This is a genomic window from Paenibacillus sp. Soil724D2 (genome assembly GCF_001427935.1).
Lineage (GTDB): Bacteria > Bacillota > Bacilli > Paenibacillales > NBRC-103111 > Paenibacillus_E.
The window spans coordinates 360,902-382,142 of sequence record NZ_LMRY01000045.1 but is presented as its reverse complement, the minus strand read 5'-3'; the positions used below and the strand labels follow the sequence as shown (position 1 = coordinate 382,142).

The window sequence follows — 21,241 nt, the reverse complement described above, 5'->3', positions numbered from 1 at the left end:
CATGAAAGAGCAATTGGCTATCAATGGTGGAGAACCGGTTCGCAGTAAACCGCTTCCGCCGATGTTGAGAGGTGCAATGGTTTACGGGGAGGAAGAGACGGGGCATGTAGCTAAGGTTGTTGCCGCAGGCTCTCCGTTCCGTTATTACGGGCCGAACCTGCAGGGAGCGGTTGAGGAGTTTGAGCGGCTTATGGCAGAACGGTTGAATGTTTCATACGTTCTTGGCGTTTCATCTTGTACAGCGGCACTAATTGTTGCATTAAAGGCACTCGGAATTGGCTATGGCGATAAAGTGATCGTTCCAGCAAATACTTTCACAGCAACAGCGGGAGCGGTCGTGTGCGCGAATGCCGTTCCGGTGTTTGTCGATATGGATGACACGTTAAATATGGATGTGGACGATTTGGAAAGGGTCATGGATGATGAAGTGAAGGCGATAATCGCTGTTCACATCAATGGCAGTGCTTGCGATATGGACCGAGTTATGGCATTCGCTCGTAAGTACGATCTTCCGGTTATTGAAGACGTTGCGCAATCACTTGGCTGTACCTATAAGGGGCGCTATTGTGGCACGATCGGGGATATTGGCGTATATAGCTTTCAAATGCAAAAGATTCTCACTGCTGGAGAAGGCGGAGCTGTGGTCACGAATTCGCCGGAACTGTTCGAGCGGGCTGCTAGATACCACGATCAGGGCAATTTTCGGGACAAAGGCAAGTATCAAATTACGCCTCAGTTTTCGTTTATTGGTCAAAACTACCGGATGAGTGAAATGACCGGTGCAGTCATGATTGAACAGTGGAAAAAGCTTGATACGGTCATCTCCGCTATGCAGAAGCATCACCTAACAATTCGCGAGGCATTGAATACGCAAATATCAGGCATTCGAATTCGTCCGTCGGTTGATCTGCAGGGCGATGTTGACTGCGTTTTTGCTTTGCAGCATTCAACAAAAGCTGCAGCAGATGCGTTCATGGCAGCTATGAACGCAGAGAACATCTTCTGCTTCAAAATGTACGGAGGAGAGCCGATTTACATGCAATCTTTTATCCTTAATCAAAAAACGACGGACAAAGATAACTTTCCTTTCAACTTTCCGTTCCAAAAACCGGTCGTCTACAGCAAAGGGATGTGCCCGCACGCGGAAGACTTACTTCAGCGGACTACGCTCCTTCCAGTAAGCCCAATCATGACGGAAGAAGACACACAGGATATCATAAACGCGGTGGTTAAAGTTTGCAAAGGACTGCAGCTGGAGGGAATCGCATGGTCGAACTCAAGCTTGGCCTAATTGGCCTAGACACTTCCCATTGTAAAGTGTTTTCCAAAATATTAAACGATTCGAATGATCCTAATCACATCTCGGGGGGGCGAGTAATTGCGGCTTTTCCGGGTGGATCACCGGATTTTAAAGCGAGTGCTACACGTGTGGATGGATATACAGCCGACCTGCGAGATGGGTTAGGGGTTCACATTGCGGAGTCTCCAGAAGAGGTGGCGATGAGCTGTGATGCTATTCTGCTCACTTCTGTAGACGGCCGAGTGCATCTAGAGCAATTTGCTAAGATTGCCCCTTATGGAAAGCCTGTTTTTATTGATAAACCTTTAGCTATTAGTCTGAAGGAAGCGCAAACAATAGCCCAAATCGCGGAGTTGCACGGTATTCCATGGATGAGCGGTTCAGTTCGACGCTATGCGGACGCTTTAAACGCGGCGTTAAATAGGGAGAACAACAGTAACATCACTGGGGTCGACTGTTATGGTCCGATTGAATTTACACCTACTCAACCTGGCTATTATTGGTACGGCATTCACCTTGTCGATGTGCTATATCGGATACTCGGAACCGGCTGTCGTTCTGTTACGGCCTTCTCGGAGAATGGTCATGAAACGGTTACGGCGGTTTGGAAGGACGGTCGTATTGGAACTTTGCGGGGCAATCTGCACAATGGTACACATGGAACTTTGATTCATCGGGAAAAAGTCTCGGAGTACGTGGACACAGCCGCTGACGGGCTGCGTAAGTATGCGAATTTACTACAGGATATTTTGCATATGTTTCGTACCGGAGAGCCCCGCATTATCCCGCATGAGACTTTGGAAATTATCCGGTTCATTGAGGCAGTCAATGAAAGCCGAGATTCCGGAAAAACCATTTCGCTCTAGGGGGAGTTCAGTATGCACATACAAATGGATGGCTTGGCAAAATGGATCTGGTCAGACGGTGAAGAGAGTCCACGCAACCAATGGAGATGTTTTCGCAAATCGTTTGATGTGCCGGCAAAAGGTTGGACTTCAGCCCAAATTGCAATCACAGCCGATTCACGATTCGCGCTTTATATAAATGGCGAGCTATTGGGCCGTGGTCCGGCTCGCTCGTGGCCTTCAGAACAAATCTACGATGTATATGAAATTGGGAGGCTGCTAAAGCCAGGTAAGAGCAATACCGTTGCAGTGCTTGTTCAGCATTTCGGTTTGTCCACCTTTTATTATTTGAGGGGACGGGGCGGTCTGCTTGCACAGCTTGAGCTCCTTTCACAGGAGCAGACGGTTATGGTATTAGGCTCCGATGTTTCATGGCTGACATCACGTCACCTAGGGCAAGACCCTCGTGCGCCGAGGATGTCGACGCAGAATGCTTTTGCAGAACGAATTGATGCAAGAAAGTGGGATAACACTTGGGTAAGTCCCGACTATGACGACACCGATTGGACACTGGCAACCCTTATAGGGCCTGTAAGAGCGGAACCGTGGACAGGGCTTATTCCTCGAGATATTCCCTTCCTGACGGAAGAACCCATATATGCAGCGCGAATTGAAAGCTTAAGCAAAGTTAAGCCGATTCGATGGAATGCCTATATCGACATTCGCAATCAAATGGTGCCCGGCAGTGAGGGCCATATGAACGCAGTCACGTTTGGAGGATATCTTTCCACAGTCATTCGAGTACCAAAAAAGACGAAAGCAGTACTGGGCTTTCCCAATTCAAATATCTTCGGGCCCCTTACTTTAGGAGGAGTTCCATACACAACCGATCAGTTTTACGGAGAGGTGCCGGAAAAATATGTGGCCGTTGAGCTAGCAGAAGGCGACAACCTGTTTTATATGGACATCACCGGGGCTGATCATTCGGTAGGCTTTTATATGGGTATTGACTGTGAGGAGCAGTTTGAGGTCGTATCCCCACTCTCAACGGATGACTCGCAATCCTCGTTTGTTACGTTAGGGCCGTTCGAATATGAGGTAGTTGCCAATCGCCCCGTTGACCGAAAAGTGGTGTGTGTTCATCCTGACTATATTCGGGCGAAGGGGTTATCTTCAAAAGAACAGTTAACTGACTTTCAGGAATGGGTCCGGCCGGTACCGAAGGCGCTCGTTGACGACGCTAACGTGTTTACGCAGAGTGTATGGAAAAACCGTGCGGAAGCACTCGCCGTGCCCAGTCAGCTACAAAATATCATAAAAGCGAACTCGTTACCTGGCGAAGTTCCATTGTTTGACGGACAAGATACTGAAATCATCATTGATTTTGGACGATTAACATCGGGTTATCTTACATTAGAAGCTGCATGTCCCGCGGGTACGATCCTAGATTTTTACGGCTTTGAATTTATGGAAGACGGATGGCGCCAGGAAACTTACAAGTTAAACAATACACTTCGTTACGTGTGTCGAGATGGATTTCAATCTTATGTGTCTATGGTTCGCCGAGGCCTTCGCTATTTGATGGTGACTGTACGTCGTGGGGAAATGGAAGGGGAAGGACCTGTTCGACTTTATAACGTAGGAATAAGGCAAAGCACTTATCCAGTTGCAGAGATTGGACGGTTTCAATGCTCCGACTCGCTGCTTACAAAAATATGGGATATTAGCCAGCATACCGTCCGGTTATGTATGGAAGATACATTTGTGGATTGTCCCACCTATGAACAGACGTACTGGGTAGGAGATGCTCGCAACGAAGCGCTAATTGGGTATTACTTGTTTGATGCTGAGCCGCTCGTTCGGCACTCTCTTAACTTAGTACCGGGCTCTTCAGGGCAATCACCTTACTATGTCAGTCAAGTCCCAAGCGGTTGGAGCGCCGTCATACCGAATTGGACATTTTTCTGGATAACGGCTTGTAAGGAATATTATTATCGTACCGCTGACGTGACATTCGTAGTACAGATTTGGCCTCATATCCGTTTTACATTAGAACATTACCTAACTCATCTGAATGAAAAAGGTTTATTTGATTTTCAAGGCTGGAACTTTTTCGACTGGGCGGAAATTGATCAGCCTAATGACGGGATTGTAACGCATCAAAATTTATTTCTGAAGAAGGCTCTGCAAGATGCTTCGGAATTAGCACAAATAACGGGTGACCCCAAAACAGGCGCGTTTTATGATCAGGCAGCTGAGAAGCTCATAACAGCGATCAACCTTTATTTATGGTCGGAGGAAAGAAAAGCCTATTTTGACTGTATCCATGCGGATGGACGTAAATCGGATCGCTTCAGCATGCAAACCCAAGTAGTGGCTTCGTTATGTGATGCAGCAGATGGGGATCGTGAAGTGATTATTGATAATTACCTCGTTGAAACTCCTTCTGAGTTTGTACAGATTGGAAGTCCGTTCATGTCCTTTTTTTACTATGAAGCTTTGGCCAAAAAGGGACACTACAGGCAGATGTTAGATGACATCCGAAATCGGTTCGGGCAGATGATCGAGCATGACGCAACTGCTTGCTGGGAGATGTTTCCGAATTCTACCAATCGGCAAAATGACAAGTTTCTTTCTCGGAGTCACTGTCATGCCTGGTCGGCAGCACCCGGATATTTTTTGGGAGCCTATGTTTTGGGGGTTCGAAGTAAGGGCCCGGGTTGGCAGGAAATCATTGTTGAACCGAATCCATGCGGATTAGAGTGGGCGCGGGGCAGCGTGCCTCTGCCTGGAAAGGGACGAATTGATGTATCGTGGAAAGTGGAGGAAGTCGGTAAGATTGCGATTCGGGTCGAGGCCCCGTCTCATATTTGCGTAAATATTCAGGTTCCAAACGGCTATGAAGGTCGGGTTGAGCTCGTACAAAATACAGCTGCAAACGGAGGCGAAACCCATGAAAAGCTATGCTCAATCGAAGTCCCATTTTGAAACATCCTCTCAATATTTAGCAGGGGGAGTAGCCAGTTCGCTTCGGGCAGCGATGAAACCTGCTCCGCTCTTCGCTGATTCCGCTTCCGGCGCCTATATTCGTGACATCGATGGCAATGAATATGTCGATTATTTACTAGCCTATGGACCGCTTATTCTGGGTCATGCCCATCCGGAGCTAACGGATCGCATCCACAAGGCTATGCAGGGCGGATTCACGTACGGGCTACAGCACAAAGGAGAAATAGAACTGGCGAAGCGGCTCGTAGAGGTGCTGCCAGGTGCAGAATTAGCAGCTTTCAGCGGTTCCGGCACCGAGGCTGTCATGCTTGCGTTGCGCGTAGCGAAGGCTTACACAGGCAAACGCAAAATCGTACGGTTCCACGGTCATTACCACGGTTGGTCGGATTCTATATTCACTTCATTCCCGAGTGCCGACATGAAAAAAGGAGTCGGTCAGGCGAACGCAGATTCTGTCATCCTTCCAGGAACAGGAGGGCAGAGCGAAGTTTGCCTGCAGGAAGTCATCTTGCTGCCGTGGAATGATCTGCAAGCGCTGGAGGACCTACTTAGAGCGCATCACAATGAGATTGCCGCTGTCATTACAGAGCCTGTCATGTGCAACTCTGGCTGCCTCGCGCCTCAGCCTGGTTACTTAGAGTCGATGCGGAAGCTGACCGAAGAACTCGATATTACGCTTATTTTCGATGAAGTGATTACCGGATTCCGGCTTGGTCTTGGAGGGGCTCATGGTCGTTTTGGCATCCTGCCTGATTTGATTGTAATGGGAAAAGCTTTAGCTGGCGGTATCGCGTTAAGTGCGGTAGCCGGTAAAAAGGAATGGATGAATCTTATCACTACAGGAGAGGTCAGTCACTTAGGGACGTTGAATGGCAACTGTATCTCCACTTCAGCAGCACTTGCGGTTTTAGACGTGCTTTCAAGGGATGGCGGTGCTGTTTTCCAACAGATGGAAGACACAGCCAATGGCTTGGTCGACGGACTTCGCGGGCTGCTTCAGAAACATGGAATTCCTGGAGTAGTGAACCAGGTTGGACCGGTATTTCACATGATGTTCGTCGACCTTCCGGAGGTGAGTAATTTTGCTGCATTCTCCAAACGGGATGCTGGTAAATATGCGACATTTGCGGAGCGAATGCTGCAGCAAGGAGTATTAGTGAGACCAAATGGCTTATGGTACGTTTCCACAGTCCATCGAGAAAAAGAAGTGAATCAAACACTTCATGTCGCTGACCTTGTTTTTAGCAGCCTTTAACATTGTAAAGCGAGATTGGAGATCCTTTTATGTCCAACGGAGAGAGCTTGCGTATTCGCATGATCGCATGGCATAAAGCTTCCGAGAATGAAATGTCCGGACGAATTCGCCGTATTTTGCAAAAGTGGCTTCCCTATGCTGACAGGCAGTTTGAAGATTGGTCTTGGCGCCCTGCATGTGGGCACTTCTTTGGCGGTGCCTATTGGTATGGGCTGGAAACCGCCTATACGGCATCCGTATATGCATTGCTTGCGAAACATTCGAATTATGAGGAAAAGTTGACAGGAATCCCTCGTGAAGAAGTAAAGCGGAAAGCGATTGCAGCGATCCGCTATTTAGGTTTCACTCACGATACAGGTCCGGAGGATTGTGTGCGGGCTGAAGGGAGGAACCATTTTTGCAGCTTGACGAAATGGGGCGGAAGAGGGCAAAAGTTCTTTCCGGCCAGCCAAACCGGCGTGACGGTTGCTTCCTTCGGGTTATCGGCGTGGCTGCTCTGGGAAGATCTAGACGAAGAAACACGATATTTGGTCGCGAATGTGCTGACCAGTTATGCCGACCGCTGGTGCGAAGAGGATCCGAGAAATGGAGCTTATCATGACACGCAAACCGAGGAGAATGCTTGGACTGCAGGTGGAATTGCAGCGGCACTTGCGCTGTTTCCTAACCACCCTCAGCATGAAATGTGGAAAAAGGGTTTTGAAGCCTGGTCATTAAACGCCATCACGACGCCGATTGATCGAATTGCGGAACCGCGATCCATAAATACCGTTACGTTCCACCCCGACTTTACGACGGAAAACCACGGTTTCGCACACCCCGGATATATTTGTGCGGGCATTAATCTACGAGGGATTCATGCAGTATTTTCCTTAATGGGAGATGAACCCATTGCGGAAACGGTGCTGTATAACAATGAGTCTCTCTACAATAAAACGATTAAAGTGTGGGCGCAGTTTGACGGCTTAGCTGTCCCCGTACAAGGTCAGGATTGGTGGTATAACAGGCAGCACGAACGTCAATTTACCCATGCGTTTATGAATGTGATTCACAAGGATAGGGATGCGTCATTGTTAGAACGAAGAGCTCTTGCCATCATTGAAGGTATTCAGAATAGTAATGAACAAGGTTGCCTTTTGGAGGAAAACGGGGAGCAATGCATCATCTCCGGTTATCAAACGGCCAAAGATATGGAGCATACATCCGCTAAGGACTTGGTCACTTCCTGCTTACTTCACTTGTTTGGAGGCGCGGGTACGGATGTCAGCGATTCGGACGAAATGGCAGATAGACTGAGTGGAGTTTACGTGTATCCGTATGGCTGTTCGGTGATTCACAGGACGCGAGATAGCTTTTCAAGCTTCAGTTGGCGTAACCGTGTGATGGGACTGACTTTCCCTGCAAAAGGTTGTTGGAGCATCACGCCGCTGCCTGCTAGTTACACAGGTACAGTAAATTTTGAGGTTGATTCGCCGAGATCCTTGCTCTTTAACGAACGATTCGTTCTGCAAACCGAGAGGGAAAACATTCGTGCCTATGAAGATGGTTTCGGTGCGATAGCTTCGTTTATGCGGGGGGACGGAGAGCTTCGGCAGGATGTAGCTTTTGTATCTTTGTCGGATCAGAAAACGGTCTATATAGAACGTATTCAAGTTTTGAAGTCTTGTAAGATTGCTGAAATGAATACCGGGATGATTGGAATCCGCAATGAACGATACAGCGCTATGCCGGAGTTAGCACAGGGCCGCAAGACGCTTTACTTCCCAGATCAAACCGTTTCATACGAAGGGTTTTACGGTCGTGAACCGAATAGGATGACAGATTTTGATCCGACGAAATGGGTTCAGGTGGATGAGGAAATCGGATATGTCCTATTCGGTTCCCAAGGAATACGGTACGTCAATCAGCATGAATATCCGAAATGGAAGGGCGTAGAGGATATTCTCATCTTAAACAGGCGCAGCGAAGAAACGTTCAATTGTCCAAGCACACTGGCGCCTTTTGTAGTGGTCAGCTTGCCTAACCGAACCAAGGAGGAGACGAATGCCATTGCGAATCAAACGCACCTTTTTACTTGTGAAAAAGATGGGGTTGTGCTGCTTGAATGTGAGGGACAGTTAGTATTCACAAATTTCAATACATCTGGTCTGACGGTCCAAACTAAAAGGGAAAGTAATTTGAAACTGAACCGATTCCCCTTATACGAAGGAAATAATCGGATTGAAGAGAATACGTACTTCTGGAGCGGCAAATTGGACGCTTTTACGAGCGGATTTCTAAGTAGTGAATGGACGTTGGAGATGATAGATGCAAGGCAAACGGGTTCATGTACATTAGAGATATCAGCACTGCCTAATCGTCTATATTTGACGAATCGGAGAGAGAAAATCGCCTCGATTGTACTTCACCATGCTGAAGGGTATCGGCGAATGATCGAACTTGCGCCAGATTCGACGGAAATTTTGGACTTTTAAATAAAGCCCGAGTGAAAAGGAGGAGAGGTCGTGTATTTACCACGGAGCAGCGCTGCGCGTATCAGCTGTGAGATCATATATCAGGGACAAAGAATGGCTGTGTTAGAGAATGAACAAATAGCGGTCACTCTGCTTTTAGATCAGGGGGGCAGCATTGTGGAATTCCGCTACAAACCTTTAGATGTGGATGTCATGTACCGGGCTCCGTGGGGAATGCGGACATGGGGGAAATGGGTTCCAACCACATCAAACCCCCGAGGCAATTGGACGGACCATTATCCGGGCGGCTGGCAAGTGATCTTTCCAGCAGGAAGTATGGCCTCCACTTACAAGGGGGCTGAGCAAGGAATGCATGGCGAGGCAAGTCTAATGGCTTGGGAGTATGAAGTATTATTGGATACACCCGACGAAGTCGCCATGTTGATGCGGGTGGAGACGCAACGTTTGCCTTTCCGCATGGAAAGAGAGCTGCGACTCAAACGGGGAAGCGGTACGCTACAAATTCGTGAAACGGTAGAAAATGTTAGCCCTGTAGAAGTTCATTGCATGTGGGGGCAACATCCAGCAATAGGCGAGCCATTCCTCGGTCCGGGATTAGAGCTGCATTTGCCACCCTGCCGTATTACTCGTTCAGCAGGCGGGGAAGACTTGCCGGGACGAGTTGTGCCTGGGACGTCCGGCGAATGGCCTTATCTGCCGGGACGGGAAGGACAGCCCGTCGATTTGAGACGAATGCCGCCACGCGAACAGTTGGCTGCCGATATGCTTTTTGCTGCAGAGCTAGAAGAAGGTTGGGTAGCGGCATGTAATCCACAGCTGGGGATGGGGTTTGGAATAAGCTGGCCACTTGAAGTTTGGCCGCATCTTTGGATTTGGCAAGAGTTTGGCGGAACGACCGGCGCTCCATGGTTCGGCCGAGCTTACACGATGGGAATTGAGCCTTTCAGCAGCATTCCTGGACCGGACTTGCCGGGATTAGCTGGTGCAGTCGCCAACGGCACTGCTATGCTTTTTGCTCCATTCGAAAAGAAATCCATCACGTTTAACACGGTAGCTTTTGCCTATGAAGGGAAATTGCAGCGGATTACACCGGACGGGGAGGTACAATGGCAGGAATGTGCTAAGGCCAATGATTGGTTACCACGCTCGCCTAAATGAGCCAAAATTGAAAATGGGGGAGACGCCATGAAATACAAGGCTGAGCTTGTTGTCGATGCAAAATGTTCATTAGGGGAAGGTCCTGTCTGGGCCCCCTCCTGGCAACAGGTCCTTTGGATTGATTACGACGAAGGGACTTTACACGATTATTACCTTTCCAGCGGAATTCACCGCATACGAAAGCTGCCGATGAGAATCGCTTCATTTGCGCTCAGGGAAAGTGGAGGCCTCCTAATTGCGGGAGAACGAGGATTGGCTTTATATAATCCGGAAGATGGAAAGTTAGATTTATTTTGCGATCCGGAAAGCCACCTTCCGCAGAACCGTTTTAACGACGGTAAATGCGATCCGAAAGGTCGATTTTTTGCGGGTACAGCCTCCAAGGGGAACAAGCGGGAAGGGGCGCTGTATGTCTTCTACCCAGATGGGAGTTACAAGCAATTGGATGCAGGCATCGGTTGCTCCAACGGTATCACCTGGTCCATTGACGAAAAGACGATGTACTATATCGATTCACTTGCCTACCGAGTGGACGCTTTTGATTATGACATGGAAACGGGACTAGTTGCCGGTAAACGCACGGTGATCTCTTATCCGGGAACAGAGATTTTACCCGACGGCATGACCTCTGACGTAGAAGGTATGATCTGGGTAGCTGAATGGGGCGGGTGGAAAGTGAGTAGGTGGAATCCTGCTACGGGTGAGCGGTTGGCGGTAGTTGAATTGCCGGTAAAATATGTAACATCCTGTGTTTTCGGTGGTAAGGATATGGACGAATTGTACATCACGTCGGCCAGTTCCCCTTTATCGGAGGATGCCCACGCAGAACAACCATCGGCAGGCGGTTTGTTCCGTGCGAAAATCGGCATCAAAGGCCGTCCGACATATCTCTTCAGAGGATAGCATTCTTAGCCTGTAATTAGTTGGGAAAGGAGAAAAGCGAAATGAATGAGAAACGCCCAAATATTTTGTTGATTTTGACCGACCAGCAGCGTATCGATACGATGAAATGTTATGGGGGCACGGTATGTCAGACGCCAAATCTCGACCTATTGGCGGAAGGGAGCATTGTTTTTGATAATGCGTATGCAAGCTGCCCCATCTGTACGCCAGCCAGAGCGTCTCTGCAAACAGGATATTATCCGTTCAACGTCGGCATGCAGGCCAATACCTATGGAGCCCATTGTCTGATCCGCGAGCTGCCTGATGACCCGATGCTGCTCAGCCGCCAGCTTTTGAAGCAAGACTATAGTGCCGGATACACCGGGAAATGGCATCTGGGCCACGGAAAAGAGATTATCGAAACTGAGGATTTCCGAAGATATGGCAAGAAATCGATTACGTTTCCCGAGTTTCAATATAATATCCGCAGCCTGCCCACCGACTTGGGGTACGAAGGCGACGATTTTCCTGGGCACGGGGATGGCGGTTACGAATATCCAGAGTATCTACACTACTTGGAGGAAAACAATCTCCGCTTCGAAACGGTAAACACGTTATCCGGCAATTTTGACGTACATACCGCATCGGAGGTCGTGTCTCCAATCGAATCGACAGTGGAGTATTATTTAACCGATAGGGCTATTCATTACATCGACCGTTTCCGTCGTCGCAGCAGTCCGTTCTTCTTCGCTTTGAATTTTTGGGGACCTCACGAGCCCTATATGGCCCCGACGAAGCATCTCGATTTATACCGGGATCAGCAGTTAGAACCCTGGCCTAATTTTTATGACAACAACGAGAATAAGCCATCGATTCATAAAGCCCGAATGGCCAATTCCAAGGATTGGTCGGCTTTTGATCCTTACGTTAAGCACTATTACGGTTTTATGAGCTCGATTGATGAACAAATAGGAAGACTTCTCGATTATTTGAAGCGAAACGATTTGTTTGATCATACGACGATCATCTTCTCAGCTGACCATGGCGAATCGCTTGGCATACACGGTGGCTTGAGCGATAAAGCGTTCTTCATGTATGAAGAGACTTGCCGCATTCCGTTGCTCGTAAAGCCAGCCGGGTCCAAACAAGAGATGCGAAGAGAAAATCGGTTCGTCGGCTCCTGTGATTTGTATTCCACGATTCTAGAGCTGTCCGGGGTACCTCGGGAAACGGCAAACTCCCGAGACGGTCGTTCGTTCGTGCCGCTTTTGGATGAGGAATCCGTCACCGATTGGCCGGATTGCGTCGTGACGGAATGCTCCGGCCTAGAAAATGTGCTATTCACGCAGCGGATGATTCGGCACAGCAATCTAAAGTACGTTTTTAACTGCGGTGACCTGGACGAACTATACGACCTTAATCAGGACCCGCATGAAATGTTCAATCAGGTCGCTAATCCAACATACGCATCCTCGCTCGCGTTCATGAGAGGAAAGTTGGTGGAATGGATGAACGAACACCAAGACGGATTGCTAAAGCTTTTCAAACGAATGAGGGAAGTGTAAGGAGAACGACATAAAGAAGCCCTCGAATACCTCCTGACGGAAGTATTGAGGGCTTTTCCCTAGTTATAACCGTTTATCGGCCAAGTCTATAAGCATCTAGAATATCGTTATCGGATAATTGGCGGTTGTAGATGCGCAGGTTATCAATTCCCCCGTTCCAATAAGAGTCCGAAGTTTTACTCACCCCGACTAGCATACCGCTCGTTTCAGATTGTAAAGTTTTGGCGGCAGAAGCCTCGAGCGAACCGTTCAAATACAGTCTAACCGTCGAGGTGTCATAGGAAACTGCAACAAACACCCAGGATCCGATAGGAATCGTATTCGTCGAGAGTAAAGGCGTACCGCCAAGGTAGGTTCCAAGCGTTGCTTCCGGACGTCGATACAGCCAAATTTTACCGTTCGTTCCGTCTTGCTGCAAAATTTCCTGAACTGTTCCGGAGGAAGCATCCAGCTTAACCCAGGCTGTGGCAGTGAAATAATTGCCTACTGGGTTGAGTATGTTCGGCAGAGTGGCATAATCGTTCACGCCGTCCAGATGAAGCGCGCCATTCATTTTGCCGGTCGTCCAGTTCGCACCGTTAACGAGCGTCGCAGCCTGATTGTAGCCGTTAGAATCAGCCGCCGTCGTGCCAGATGTTTCGTCGAATTTCCACCAGCCGCTATTCCAAATATCTTTCATTTCCTGTGCTGTCAGCTTGCGGTTATATATCGACACATCGTCGATTTCGCCGTTCCAGAGCTCGCCTAATAATTTGTCTGCGCCGATAATCATGCCGCCGACTGCTTCCGAATTCGCCGTGACATTGTGGCTCGTATCCAAGACGCCGTTTAAATAAAGTCGGGCAGTCGTTCCGTCATAAGTGAGGCCTACATGCGTCCATGTGCCGAGAGGAATCGTACCCATAGAAATCGTCGCCGTGCCGCCGAGGAACGTTTCCAATGTTCCGTCGGAACGGCGGCAGAGCCATATTTTTCCGTTGGTGCCGTCCTGCTGCAAGATTAATTGCACGCCTCCGGAGGAATTATCGAGCTTCACCCATGCGGCTGCGGTAAAGCCACGTACATTGGAGGGACTCGCAGGATCGAGAACATGAGGTGTCGTAGCGTAGCTGGATGTTCCATTAAAATTAAGGGAGCCCCCGATTTTGCCAGACGTCCACGTTCCGTTCACAATGGTTGCGTTATGCACGAATTCGGTGCTGTCTGCACCTGTAGTGCCGCTCGTTTCATCAAATTTGTAATTAGCGATTCGTTCCAGATCAACGGGATTTAGCGTGGTGAAAGCGGCAAAGCTTTGCGTGTTCAGCCTTACGGTAATGTTACCAGAGGAATCGGCTTGAACGGAGTTTTCATCGGTAATGCCGCCGTCTCCGTTATCATTCCATACATACATACGGAAAATTTTGTTCGCCCCGAGTCCGCCAATTGAAATGGTCGTGGATGCGCCTGTATCGTTCAGCGCATAGACAGCCATGTTGCTGGAGCTCGGATCCTTCAAGGCGGTAACCAGCTTGCCTGTGACAGATCCGGTGACACTGACTAACTGCCAATGAGAATTGGAGGTATGCGAAAACAAACGGGTGACATCATAAATCGGCTTCATCGGATACCCATCCGTTCCGCTACCAATTTCACCGTAGTACTGGGTGCCATTATCATATTTCGCTTTATAGGCGTCCCACTTGGTGGTGGCCACGAACTTTTTGTTCATCGCATTCATCGTGAACCAGGCATGCTCGTAAGCGTTGATAATCGTATCTTCAATCGGTATAGAGGTTCTTTTGAGGCAGCCGGGATCCTGCGTGCATGAGATTTTATCCCCCCGAATTCCGTACTCCATGATATAGACGGGTTTACGTCCCGCCATCGGCTCGCCGTCGACGATGGTACGGATATCCGTCAATCGCTGTATGGCATAGGCTGTATTGTCGTAATCCCAATAAATATGAACGGAGTAGCCGTCCAAAACGTCGCTCATGTTATTGGCCATATAATCGAACCATGACTGCTGGTTGTTATAGAGCAAATCGCCGCCGATTAGCTTGATCGAGCTCCGAATTCCTAAAGTGGTTAAATCCGTGCTCAGAGTCCGGTAAAAGGTCTCGTAATCCGTTTGGGTGATCGATGTGGAGTTGACCTCGTTTTGGATGGTGATATATTTTACATTCGTATAACCTTTGGTGACTCTTAGGTTGTAAAGCTCATTGGCGAAATCCTGCATTTGTTGAGAAACGTTTGTATAGGGGCCATGCCAGTAAGTGATGTTAATTTCGGAGCCTGAATTCTGTGCGAGCTGCACCGTTTTTTCGAAGGAGGACATGTAATCGGGATAGTTTGTGGTATCGAAGGCTTTCGTGTCAAAAAAGATCCTGACGATTTGCGGTTTCATTGCCTTTACTTCGTTCTCCAGCAATTCTACGTTCCCCGTTGTGATACCATCGACCGCGCTGATGGAGGCGTACAGGTTTTGATTGAACTCGGCACCGTTTCCGATGTAATCCGATACAACGACAGTGCCAGTATTGACGGTGAACTCAGATGCGGCTAGAGCGATTTGTGTCGGTATAATCAAAGTAACGGGAACAAGCATGAGAAGGGTGAGAGCGGCCACAAAACGTTTTCGGACCTTTCGATAAATCTTCATCGAATTCACTCCATTTCAAAATTGGATTGTGATGAATTTGGTAAGCTTTCCTTCACCTCCTTGTTGGACACCTCAGTTGAACTACAATGCTGCCAGCCCAACTGTTTACCAATCCTTAATTTATCTATAGTGCTTATGAGTTGGCGTAAGCATGTTGTTTTATGATAAATCATGGTTTTTAATGATTAACTGGTTTTGTGGAGATTTTAAAAAAAGAAGATCGCCCAGGGAAGTACCCAAATGACGATCTCCAATAATTTCAGCTTATAACCGTTTTAACGATAGTCAGCACGTATAATGAGTTTGCCCGTAAGTCCAGTCAGATCAATCGTCTCGTTACTAGCATTGAATTTGGTGTAAGGTTGACCGTTCACCTTGACGCCGATTAGATGCTTGTTTGCAGGAACCCGAAGCCGCAGCTGGAGGTTACCGATAGGTTTCTGGCTAGGTACATCAAGGTCGGCCATAACTTGATTCTGCTCGATTTTGGAAGTAATGGTATAGCTAACAGATCCGAACAGGGAAGGGGCATCGTTAATTTGAATTTTCTTGCCATTCTCAAGCCAGCCCCTCGGCGTGGAAAAGGCTAGCTGCAAGCTTTGCGGTTCCCCCTTGTTGTTGGTCACATCATTGATTAGCATTAACCGCAAGAGCCGCAAGAAGAAGCCGTTGTTAGCGGTGTTCGGCGAGAGGTACATCCCACGGTAGTACTCGTTTGGTTTCCAGCCATTTTCAAAGCTTGGCGGCGTGCAGGGGGCTCCGATCGCACAGGCGCCAAACTGCAGAGGCCATTTGGAGGCAAGAGGACCCACATTTGCCGCTTCGCCGGTTATAAAAGTATTTCTTGTCATGCCGTGGGCCAGTTGATTATATAGACTCAGAACCATCTGATCGGATTGGTCGTTATCTGCGAGAAACTTAGCCTGCTCAGCCTCGTAAACATCGTTGATCGCGCCGTCCCGAACCTTTAATAGCCCCATCAGGCGCGATCCATGGTTGTAGAGATACTGGAGAGTAGCTTTCGCTTCCGGGGATTCGGGAGCATATGCCTGAGCTGCAAATCCATATTGCGCAACCAGATTCCAGTAACTGCCTAGTAAAGTAACCGGCAAATGGTCATAGGGATCTTCTTTATCCAGCAGCATTGCCTTCGTGAAAAGACTGCCGTCCGGCATTACGGTGCTAGATTGTTTAATGGCTTTATCAAACCAAAGTCGCAGATCGTCTGCAATTGGGCCGTATTGTTCGGCCAGATCGGTTTTACCCAGTTCTCTCCAGACAGAAACCATATTTTGCAAACCGAAGAGAGCCGTCCCGATTTGGTGCAGTCCATAGACAAGTCCCTTAACATCACTTGAGTACTGCTGACGTTCCAGCAGATGATTAACAGTATCGCTAGCATGCTGGGCTGCAAGATCGACTGCATAAGCTTTGTATGCCTCCAAATTTTCGATAATCAGAGAAGGGTCGCCTGTTAATCGGTAATAGTCAGCAGCATGAGAAAGCTTCTCGCCAATCTCCCAGTTGCGACGGTTGAGGCCTTTGGATTTGGGCAATAAGTCCTGCAGTGCATTTTTATACACATTTGTGAAACCATAGCGTCCTAGTGTCTCCATAGTTGTGCTGCTTTCCGGCTGATAAAAGGCCTCGTAGGCATTTCCTAAGCTATAGCGCCAAGTCATTAGTAGATCCTGAATCAACAGGTTGCGCTGGGCATCCATTACATTACTTTCAGGTATTTGGAAGATTGTTCCTTCCGATAACCGATTCTCCCAGTATGCTGCAGATTCAATGCGGGCATTTTCTTGTCCATCTTTATCTGCAATAATTGCGGGTGCATTGACGATCGGGGTGACGGGCCTCACGATAAATACAGAATGTTTTCCGTTATTGTAGTTATCGAGGTTGTAGACCAGATCTGAATTGCTGAACGTGGCACCGGGGCTGAAATACAGATAGGTACGACCCTGCTCGTCAAGCAATTGATTCCCCTCTTGGTGGAGATTGCAGTTACTACATACTTGGAACCGGACGTTAGCAGGATTAGGGCTCGATTTGAGATGGTCGGTCGTAATCTCTACGAAGCTGGCTACAATATCAGTACCTGGCAGGTTGGTTGCGAGCGACTCCTGTTGATACTCGATCCCGTCATGATCGCGGTATTGCAACTGTAGGATCGGGAGATATCCTTTGTACAATGCAGGAGTGCTTAGGTTGGTCAAACAAGAGCCGAATTGCTCTTGACCACCCGCACCGACAAAAATTCTAGTGCTAAGACTAAGGTTATCGGCTTTATTCGAGATAATTTGACTGCCATCGGCTGAAGTCAAAGCCAAATCACCGCGGGCGGTTGACTGTTGAGGCTGCCCGAACGGGATGTAATAGACTCCCGTATCCGTCAAAAACCCTCCTTGCGCAGCAGGGGCAATCGTGTACATGATGGGTGTGAAGAAGTCCTTCACGTTGTCAAAAGTAGGACCCTCAGGCTTGGCAAGAATCTGTTGACCGTAAACATCCTGTGTTGTAGTCAATGCCTCAACTACACGGCTCTTGTACTGGGCGCTGAGAGCAGGTAGCTCTGTACCGGGCGTGCATCCGAGCGTTCCGGGATTAAGTCCTATCGCGATCGCCGATTCTGAACCTGCTGCAGAAGCCGGAAGTGCAGCCGTTAGGAATAGGCACAGAATGACGAAACTCATGAACATTGATTTGACTAATTTTTGCATAAGCATAAGCTAAAAATCACTCCTTTACATAATAGGATTATAGTTTATAGAAATAACCGACCAATTTTACATGCATGATCACATCCCTTCATCTGAACACGATGAATCAAGGAATTGATGCCAGTTGAAAGAAGGAGTAGAAACGTTACGCGTCGGAACGCTTTACTTATTCTGTTATGGACGGACTGTCGAGGTAGACGGTCTTGATCTGGGAGTAAAATTCCTTGGCTGATTTGCCCTGTTCCCGGGAATTGGAGCTCGATTCCTTCATGCCGCCAAACGGGACATGCGGTTCCGCGCCCGCCGTCTCGGAATTAACATGCACGATGCCGCAATCCGCTTCATCGATGAAGTGCATGGCTTTTGCGACATCCCGGGTAAAGACCGATGTGCTCAGGCCGAAGTTGCTTTGATTCACAAGTGCAATGGCTTCGCTAAGGTTGACGGCAGAGACAACAGAGACAACTGGGCCGAATATTTCTTCCTTCGTAAGGCGGCTTTCGGGCTTTACATTCATGAAAACCGTAGGCGATACAAAATAGCCGTTCGAGTCGGGGGAATCTCCGCCCGACACTAGGCGGGCGCCTTCGAGTTGACCGATTTGAATGTAGTTGAGTACGGTTTGCTGCTGATCAAGTGAAGCTAATGGCCCCAAATAAGTTTTAGGATCGAAAGGGTCGCCAACTTGCAAAGTACGGCAGCGATCAACCAACGCCTCTGTGAAAGCGTTCATTAATGGCGCTTCAACGATCACCCGGCTGGTGGCGGTGCATTTTTGACCTGACGAGCGCATAGCACCGCGAACAGTCATTTCCACAGCAAGTTCGAGATCGGCGTCGGAAAGCACAACCGCTGCATTTTTCCCACCCATTTCAAGCTGATATTTAGCACCACGGGAGGCGCATGAAATACCGATGCTTCGACCAACGCCGTTGGAGCCGGTGAAAGAGATTGCGTGCACCTGTGGATCATTCACCAAGGCGGTACCCAAAACAGATCCTCGACCATAAACTACATTTAGTACGCCTTCCGGAAGACCCGCTTCCAAAAGCACCTGTGTCAGGTGATATGACGTTAGTGGTGTTAAATCCGCTGGTTTCCATACAACCGAATTGCCATAGACTAAAGCGGGGGCAATCTTCCAGGCCGGAATAGAAATAGGGAAATTCCAAGGTGTGATTACACCGACAATACCGAGCGGTTCCCGACGAGTATAGAGCATAGTACGGGGGTCGGCTGCTGCATATACTTCTCCCGTTTCCTGACGTGCTTCGCCAGCGTAGTAGCGCAGAATTGCAGCAGCGCGCATCGTCTCGCCTTTGGCCTCTATAAATGTTTTACCCTCTTCGAGGGACAGGTCCCGGGCTATTGCATCGACTCGCGCGGCAAGCAGATCGGAGGCGCGGTATAGAATCTCCCCTCTTTCCAAAAGACCCATTCTTCGCCATCCGGGATAAGCTGTTGCAGCGGCAGATACAGCATCCTGCAGATCAAGCGGGTCGCTGTCCGGAAATTGCGCTAAAATCTCTGAGCTGCGGCTGGGATTGAGGTTGGGGCGCAATTGACCCGAACGGGAGGCGGTCCATTGTCCGCCGATAAGGTTATGATAGGTTTCCATCTGTCACAGCTCCTGTCTATTAATGTATGAATTATCCCTTAAGTGCTCCAGCCGTTAATCCCTTTGTGATTTGGTCCGACAACAGCATATAGAGAATTAAGACCGGCAGCAGCGCGATTAACATCCCAGCAAAGAGGTATACCCACTGAGCGGTAACTTCAGCGTTAACGTCAAGGTAGTATAGACCTACAGCGACGGTATAATTGGCCGAGCGGGTTATGAACACAAGTGCATAGAAGAATTCGTTCCAGGCCCATAGAAAATTTACCACAAATACGGCGGCTAGCCCCGGGCCGGCCATTGGAAGGAATATCCTGATGAAGGAATGCAGAAGAGGTGCCCCGTCGACGGCTGCGGCTTCTTCCAATTCGTGTGGAATCGCCTTGAAAAATCCGGACAAGTAATAGATTGAAAACGGAAGCATTAACCCTGTGTAGATGATGATCAATCCGATCGTGGTATTTACCAAATGAAGATTCACCCATAGAAAATAGAGGGGCACGACGGCCAGAATGACAGGCAGCATAATCCCCACGAGGAAAAATTGCTGCAAAAATCCTACCCATTTTACGCCACGAATTCGTGAAAGAGCATAAGCCGCCAGCGTTGCTACAAGCAGTGAGAGTGTCGTCGAGATAACGCTAACCACAATGCTGTTGCCGAAATATGAGTTCATCTTGGCGCGCCGCCAGGCTTCCGTATAATTGGACCATTTCCATGTCTGGGGGAGATGCCAGGGAAGGGAAGTGATAAATTCGGAATTATTCTTTAGGGACTGCAGTGCAACCCAGATAAAAGCCCCGATAGTGAGACATGTATAAATGCAGAGAATCAGATAAATCATTAACATTTTAGCTCGGATAGCGAGAGACATAGATCAACCTCCTAAAATTCATAGGATTCGCGACGATTCAAGAGATTCGCGAGCCAGGTGATCACCATGATCACAAGCATCATCAGCGTTGCTAGTGCAGTGGAGTATCCGAACTTGTTGGAAACAAAGGCAATGCTGTATACGTATGTAGCTGCAACCTCGGTGGAGTTCATTGGGCCACCTTGGGTCATTACGAACACCCAAGCAAAAGCCTGGATAGCGTGGATAATCCATAGAACGATGAGGGAACGGAGTACGTCCCAAAGAAGGGGAAGGCTGATGTGAAAAAACTGCTGTCGGTCGTTAGCCCCGTCCACCTTAGCGGCGTCGTACATATCGGTTGGAATGCGCTCCAGACCTGCAGAAATGAGAACGACATACATGCCAATGCTGTGCGAGACAGATGCTGCCGTTACTGCCAATAACGCAGTATGGGTATTTCCCAGCCACGGCGTGGCAAACGTTTCCAATCCTATCGCTTTCAGCAAGGCGTTGAGCAGCCCCCAATTGGGGTTGAGGAAAAATTTCCATATCAGGGATGTGACTAACACCGATATGACCACCGGCGTGAAGATGATAAATCGAAAAAAACGCTTAATGCGTATGGGTTGGGATAGGCACCAGGCCAAAAAAATGGCAGGCACGAAGAGCATAAATAAGCTGAGGCAAGTATAGATCATTGTGTGTTGCAAAGACGTCCAGAAGAATGGGTCATTGACTGCGTTAATGTAATTTTTCAAACCTACGAAGCTATAGCTGGTCTTCAAGGAGCGATCGGTGAAAGAATAGAGAATCGTCTGCACCATAGGTAAAATGAGTACGACTGTATAAAGCACAATCGCCGGCAGAACGAATGGCCAGAACAAGCGTTGGCGAAGTCTCTCCAGCATA

Annotated in this window: 13 protein-coding genes; 8 read left to right on the top strand and 5 right to left on the bottom strand. The window is 48.5% G+C overall.

The window, feature by feature from the left end:
* Nucleotide 1 precedes the first annotated feature (1 nt).
* The 8 genes from ASG85_RS28425 to ASG85_RS28390 are packed head-to-tail and all read left to right on the top strand — an operon-like array spanning nt 2 to nt 12,488.
* A complete protein-coding gene (locus ASG85_RS28425) occupies nt 2–1,291 on the top strand; it encodes a DegT/DnrJ/EryC1/StrS family aminotransferase (RefSeq protein WP_060648470.1) in 1,290 nt (429 codons plus the stop codon).
* Entirely contained in the window at nt 1,267–2,166 is a 900-nt protein-coding gene (locus tag ASG85_RS28420) for a Gfo/Idh/MocA family protein (protein WP_060648469.1), read from the top strand. Before ASG85_RS28425 ends, ASG85_RS28420 begins: the two co-directional genes overlap by 25 nt.
* Nucleotides 2,167–2,178: 12 nt before the next feature.
* Nucleotides 2,179–5,133, top strand: coding sequence for a family 78 glycoside hydrolase catalytic domain (locus ASG85_RS28415; protein ID WP_200961714.1), 2,955 nt, complete (start codon nt 2,179–2,181; stop codon nt 5,131–5,133).
* The gene (locus ASG85_RS28410; RefSeq protein WP_060648468.1) at nt 5,099–6,409 is read left to right on the top strand and encodes an aspartate aminotransferase family protein; all 1,311 of its coding nucleotides are present in this window, start codon (nt 5,099–5,101) and stop codon (nt 6,407–6,409) included. Before ASG85_RS28415 ends, ASG85_RS28410 begins: the two co-directional genes overlap by 35 nt.
* Before the next feature lie 29 nt (nt 6,410–6,438).
* On the top strand, nt 6,439–8,883 hold the full coding sequence (locus ASG85_RS28405; protein WP_060648467.1) for a hypothetical protein: 2,445 nt from the start codon (nt 6,439–6,441) through the stop codon (nt 8,881–8,883).
* Between the two features lie 30 nt (nt 8,884–8,913).
* Nucleotides 8,914–10,041 carry a DUF4432 family protein gene (locus ASG85_RS28400; protein WP_060648466.1) on the top strand — a complete coding sequence of 376 codons (1,128 nt, stop codon included), beginning with the start codon at nt 8,914–8,916 and terminating at the stop codon, nt 10,039–10,041.
* Nucleotides 10,042–10,068: 27 nt separating this feature from the next.
* Nucleotides 10,069–10,944 carry an SMP-30/gluconolactonase/LRE family protein gene (locus ASG85_RS28395; RefSeq protein ID WP_057305915.1) on the top strand — a complete coding sequence of 292 codons (876 nt, stop codon included), beginning with the start codon at nt 10,069–10,071 and terminating at the stop codon, nt 10,942–10,944.
* Nucleotides 10,945–10,985: 41 nt separating this feature from the next.
* The gene (locus tag ASG85_RS28390; protein WP_060648465.1) at nt 10,986–12,488 is read left to right on the top strand and encodes a sulfatase-like hydrolase/transferase; all 1,503 of its coding nucleotides are present in this window, start codon (nt 10,986–10,988) and stop codon (nt 12,486–12,488) included.
* A 73-nt stretch (nt 12,489–12,561) separates the two neighbouring features.
* Here ASG85_RS28390 and ASG85_RS28385 read toward each other — a convergent pair whose 3' ends face one another.
* The 5 genes from ASG85_RS28385 to ASG85_RS28365 form a co-directional block, all read right to left on the bottom strand.
* Nucleotides 12,562–15,132, bottom strand: a complete 2,571-nt coding sequence (locus tag ASG85_RS28385; RefSeq protein WP_060648464.1) for a LamG-like jellyroll fold domain-containing protein — start codon at nt 15,130–15,132, stop codon at nt 12,562–12,564.
* 275 nt (nt 15,133–15,407) lie between these two features.
* The gene (locus ASG85_RS28380; protein WP_057305912.1) at nt 15,408–17,864 is read right to left on the bottom strand and encodes a hypothetical protein; all 2,457 of its coding nucleotides are present in this window, start codon (nt 17,862–17,864) and stop codon (nt 15,408–15,410) included.
* Between the two features lie 160 nt (nt 17,865–18,024).
* Nucleotides 18,025–19,476 (bottom strand): aldehyde dehydrogenase family protein, encoded by a 1,452-nt coding sequence (locus ASG85_RS28375; RefSeq protein ID WP_057305911.1) that lies wholly within the window; start codon nt 19,474–19,476, stop codon nt 18,025–18,027.
* A gap of 31 nt (nt 19,477–19,507) precedes the next feature.
* Nucleotides 19,508–20,350, bottom strand: coding sequence for a carbohydrate ABC transporter permease (locus ASG85_RS28370; protein ID WP_060648463.1), 843 nt, complete (start codon nt 20,348–20,350; stop codon nt 19,508–19,510).
* Between the two features lie 11 nt (nt 20,351–20,361).
* Nucleotides 20,362–21,240, bottom strand: coding sequence for a carbohydrate ABC transporter permease (locus ASG85_RS28365; RefSeq protein WP_057305909.1), 879 nt, complete (start codon nt 21,238–21,240; stop codon nt 20,362–20,364).
* Nucleotide 21,241: the final 1 nt, after the last annotated feature.

Excerpts from the sequence above, each read along its gene's own strand:
- ASG85_RS28375 (WP_057305911.1), bottom strand. The coding sequence starts at position 19,476 with ATGGAAACCTATCATAACCTTATCGGCGGACAATGGACCGCCTCCCGT.
- ASG85_RS28390 (WP_060648465.1), top strand. The coding sequence starts at position 10,986 with ATGAATGAGAAACGCCCAAATATTTTGTTGATTTTGACCGACCAGCAG.
- ASG85_RS28410 (WP_060648468.1), top strand. The coding sequence starts at position 5,099 with ATGAAAAGCTATGCTCAATCGAAGTCCCATTTTGAAACATCCTCTCAA.
- ASG85_RS28385 (WP_060648464.1), bottom strand. The coding sequence starts at position 15,132 with ATGAAGATTTATCGAAAGGTCCGAAAACGTTTTGTGGCCGCTCTCACC.
- ASG85_RS28415 (WP_200961714.1), top strand. The coding sequence starts at position 2,179 with ATGCACATACAAATGGATGGCTTGGCAAAATGGATCTGGTCAGACGGT.
- ASG85_RS28395 (WP_057305915.1), top strand. The coding sequence starts at position 10,069 with ATGAAATACAAGGCTGAGCTTGTTGTCGATGCAAAATGTTCATTAGGG.
- ASG85_RS28405 (WP_060648467.1), top strand. The coding sequence starts at position 6,439 with ATGTCCAACGGAGAGAGCTTGCGTATTCGCATGATCGCATGGCATAAA.
- ASG85_RS28365 (WP_057305909.1), bottom strand. The coding sequence starts at position 21,240 with ATGCTGGAGAGACTTCGCCAACGCTTGTTCTGGCCATTCGTTCTGCCG.
- ASG85_RS28380 (WP_057305912.1), bottom strand. The coding sequence starts at position 17,864 with ATGCTTATGCAAAAATTAGTCAAATCAATGTTCATGAGTTTCGTCATT.
- ASG85_RS28370 (WP_060648463.1), bottom strand. The coding sequence starts at position 20,350 with ATGTCTCTCGCTATCCGAGCTAAAATGTTAATGATTTATCTGATTCTC.
- ASG85_RS28425 (WP_060648470.1), top strand. The coding sequence starts at position 2 with ATGAAAGAGCAATTGGCTATCAATGGTGGAGAACCGGTTCGCAGTAAA.
- ASG85_RS28420 (WP_060648469.1), top strand. The coding sequence starts at position 1,267 with ATGGTCGAACTCAAGCTTGGCCTAATTGGCCTAGACACTTCCCATTGT.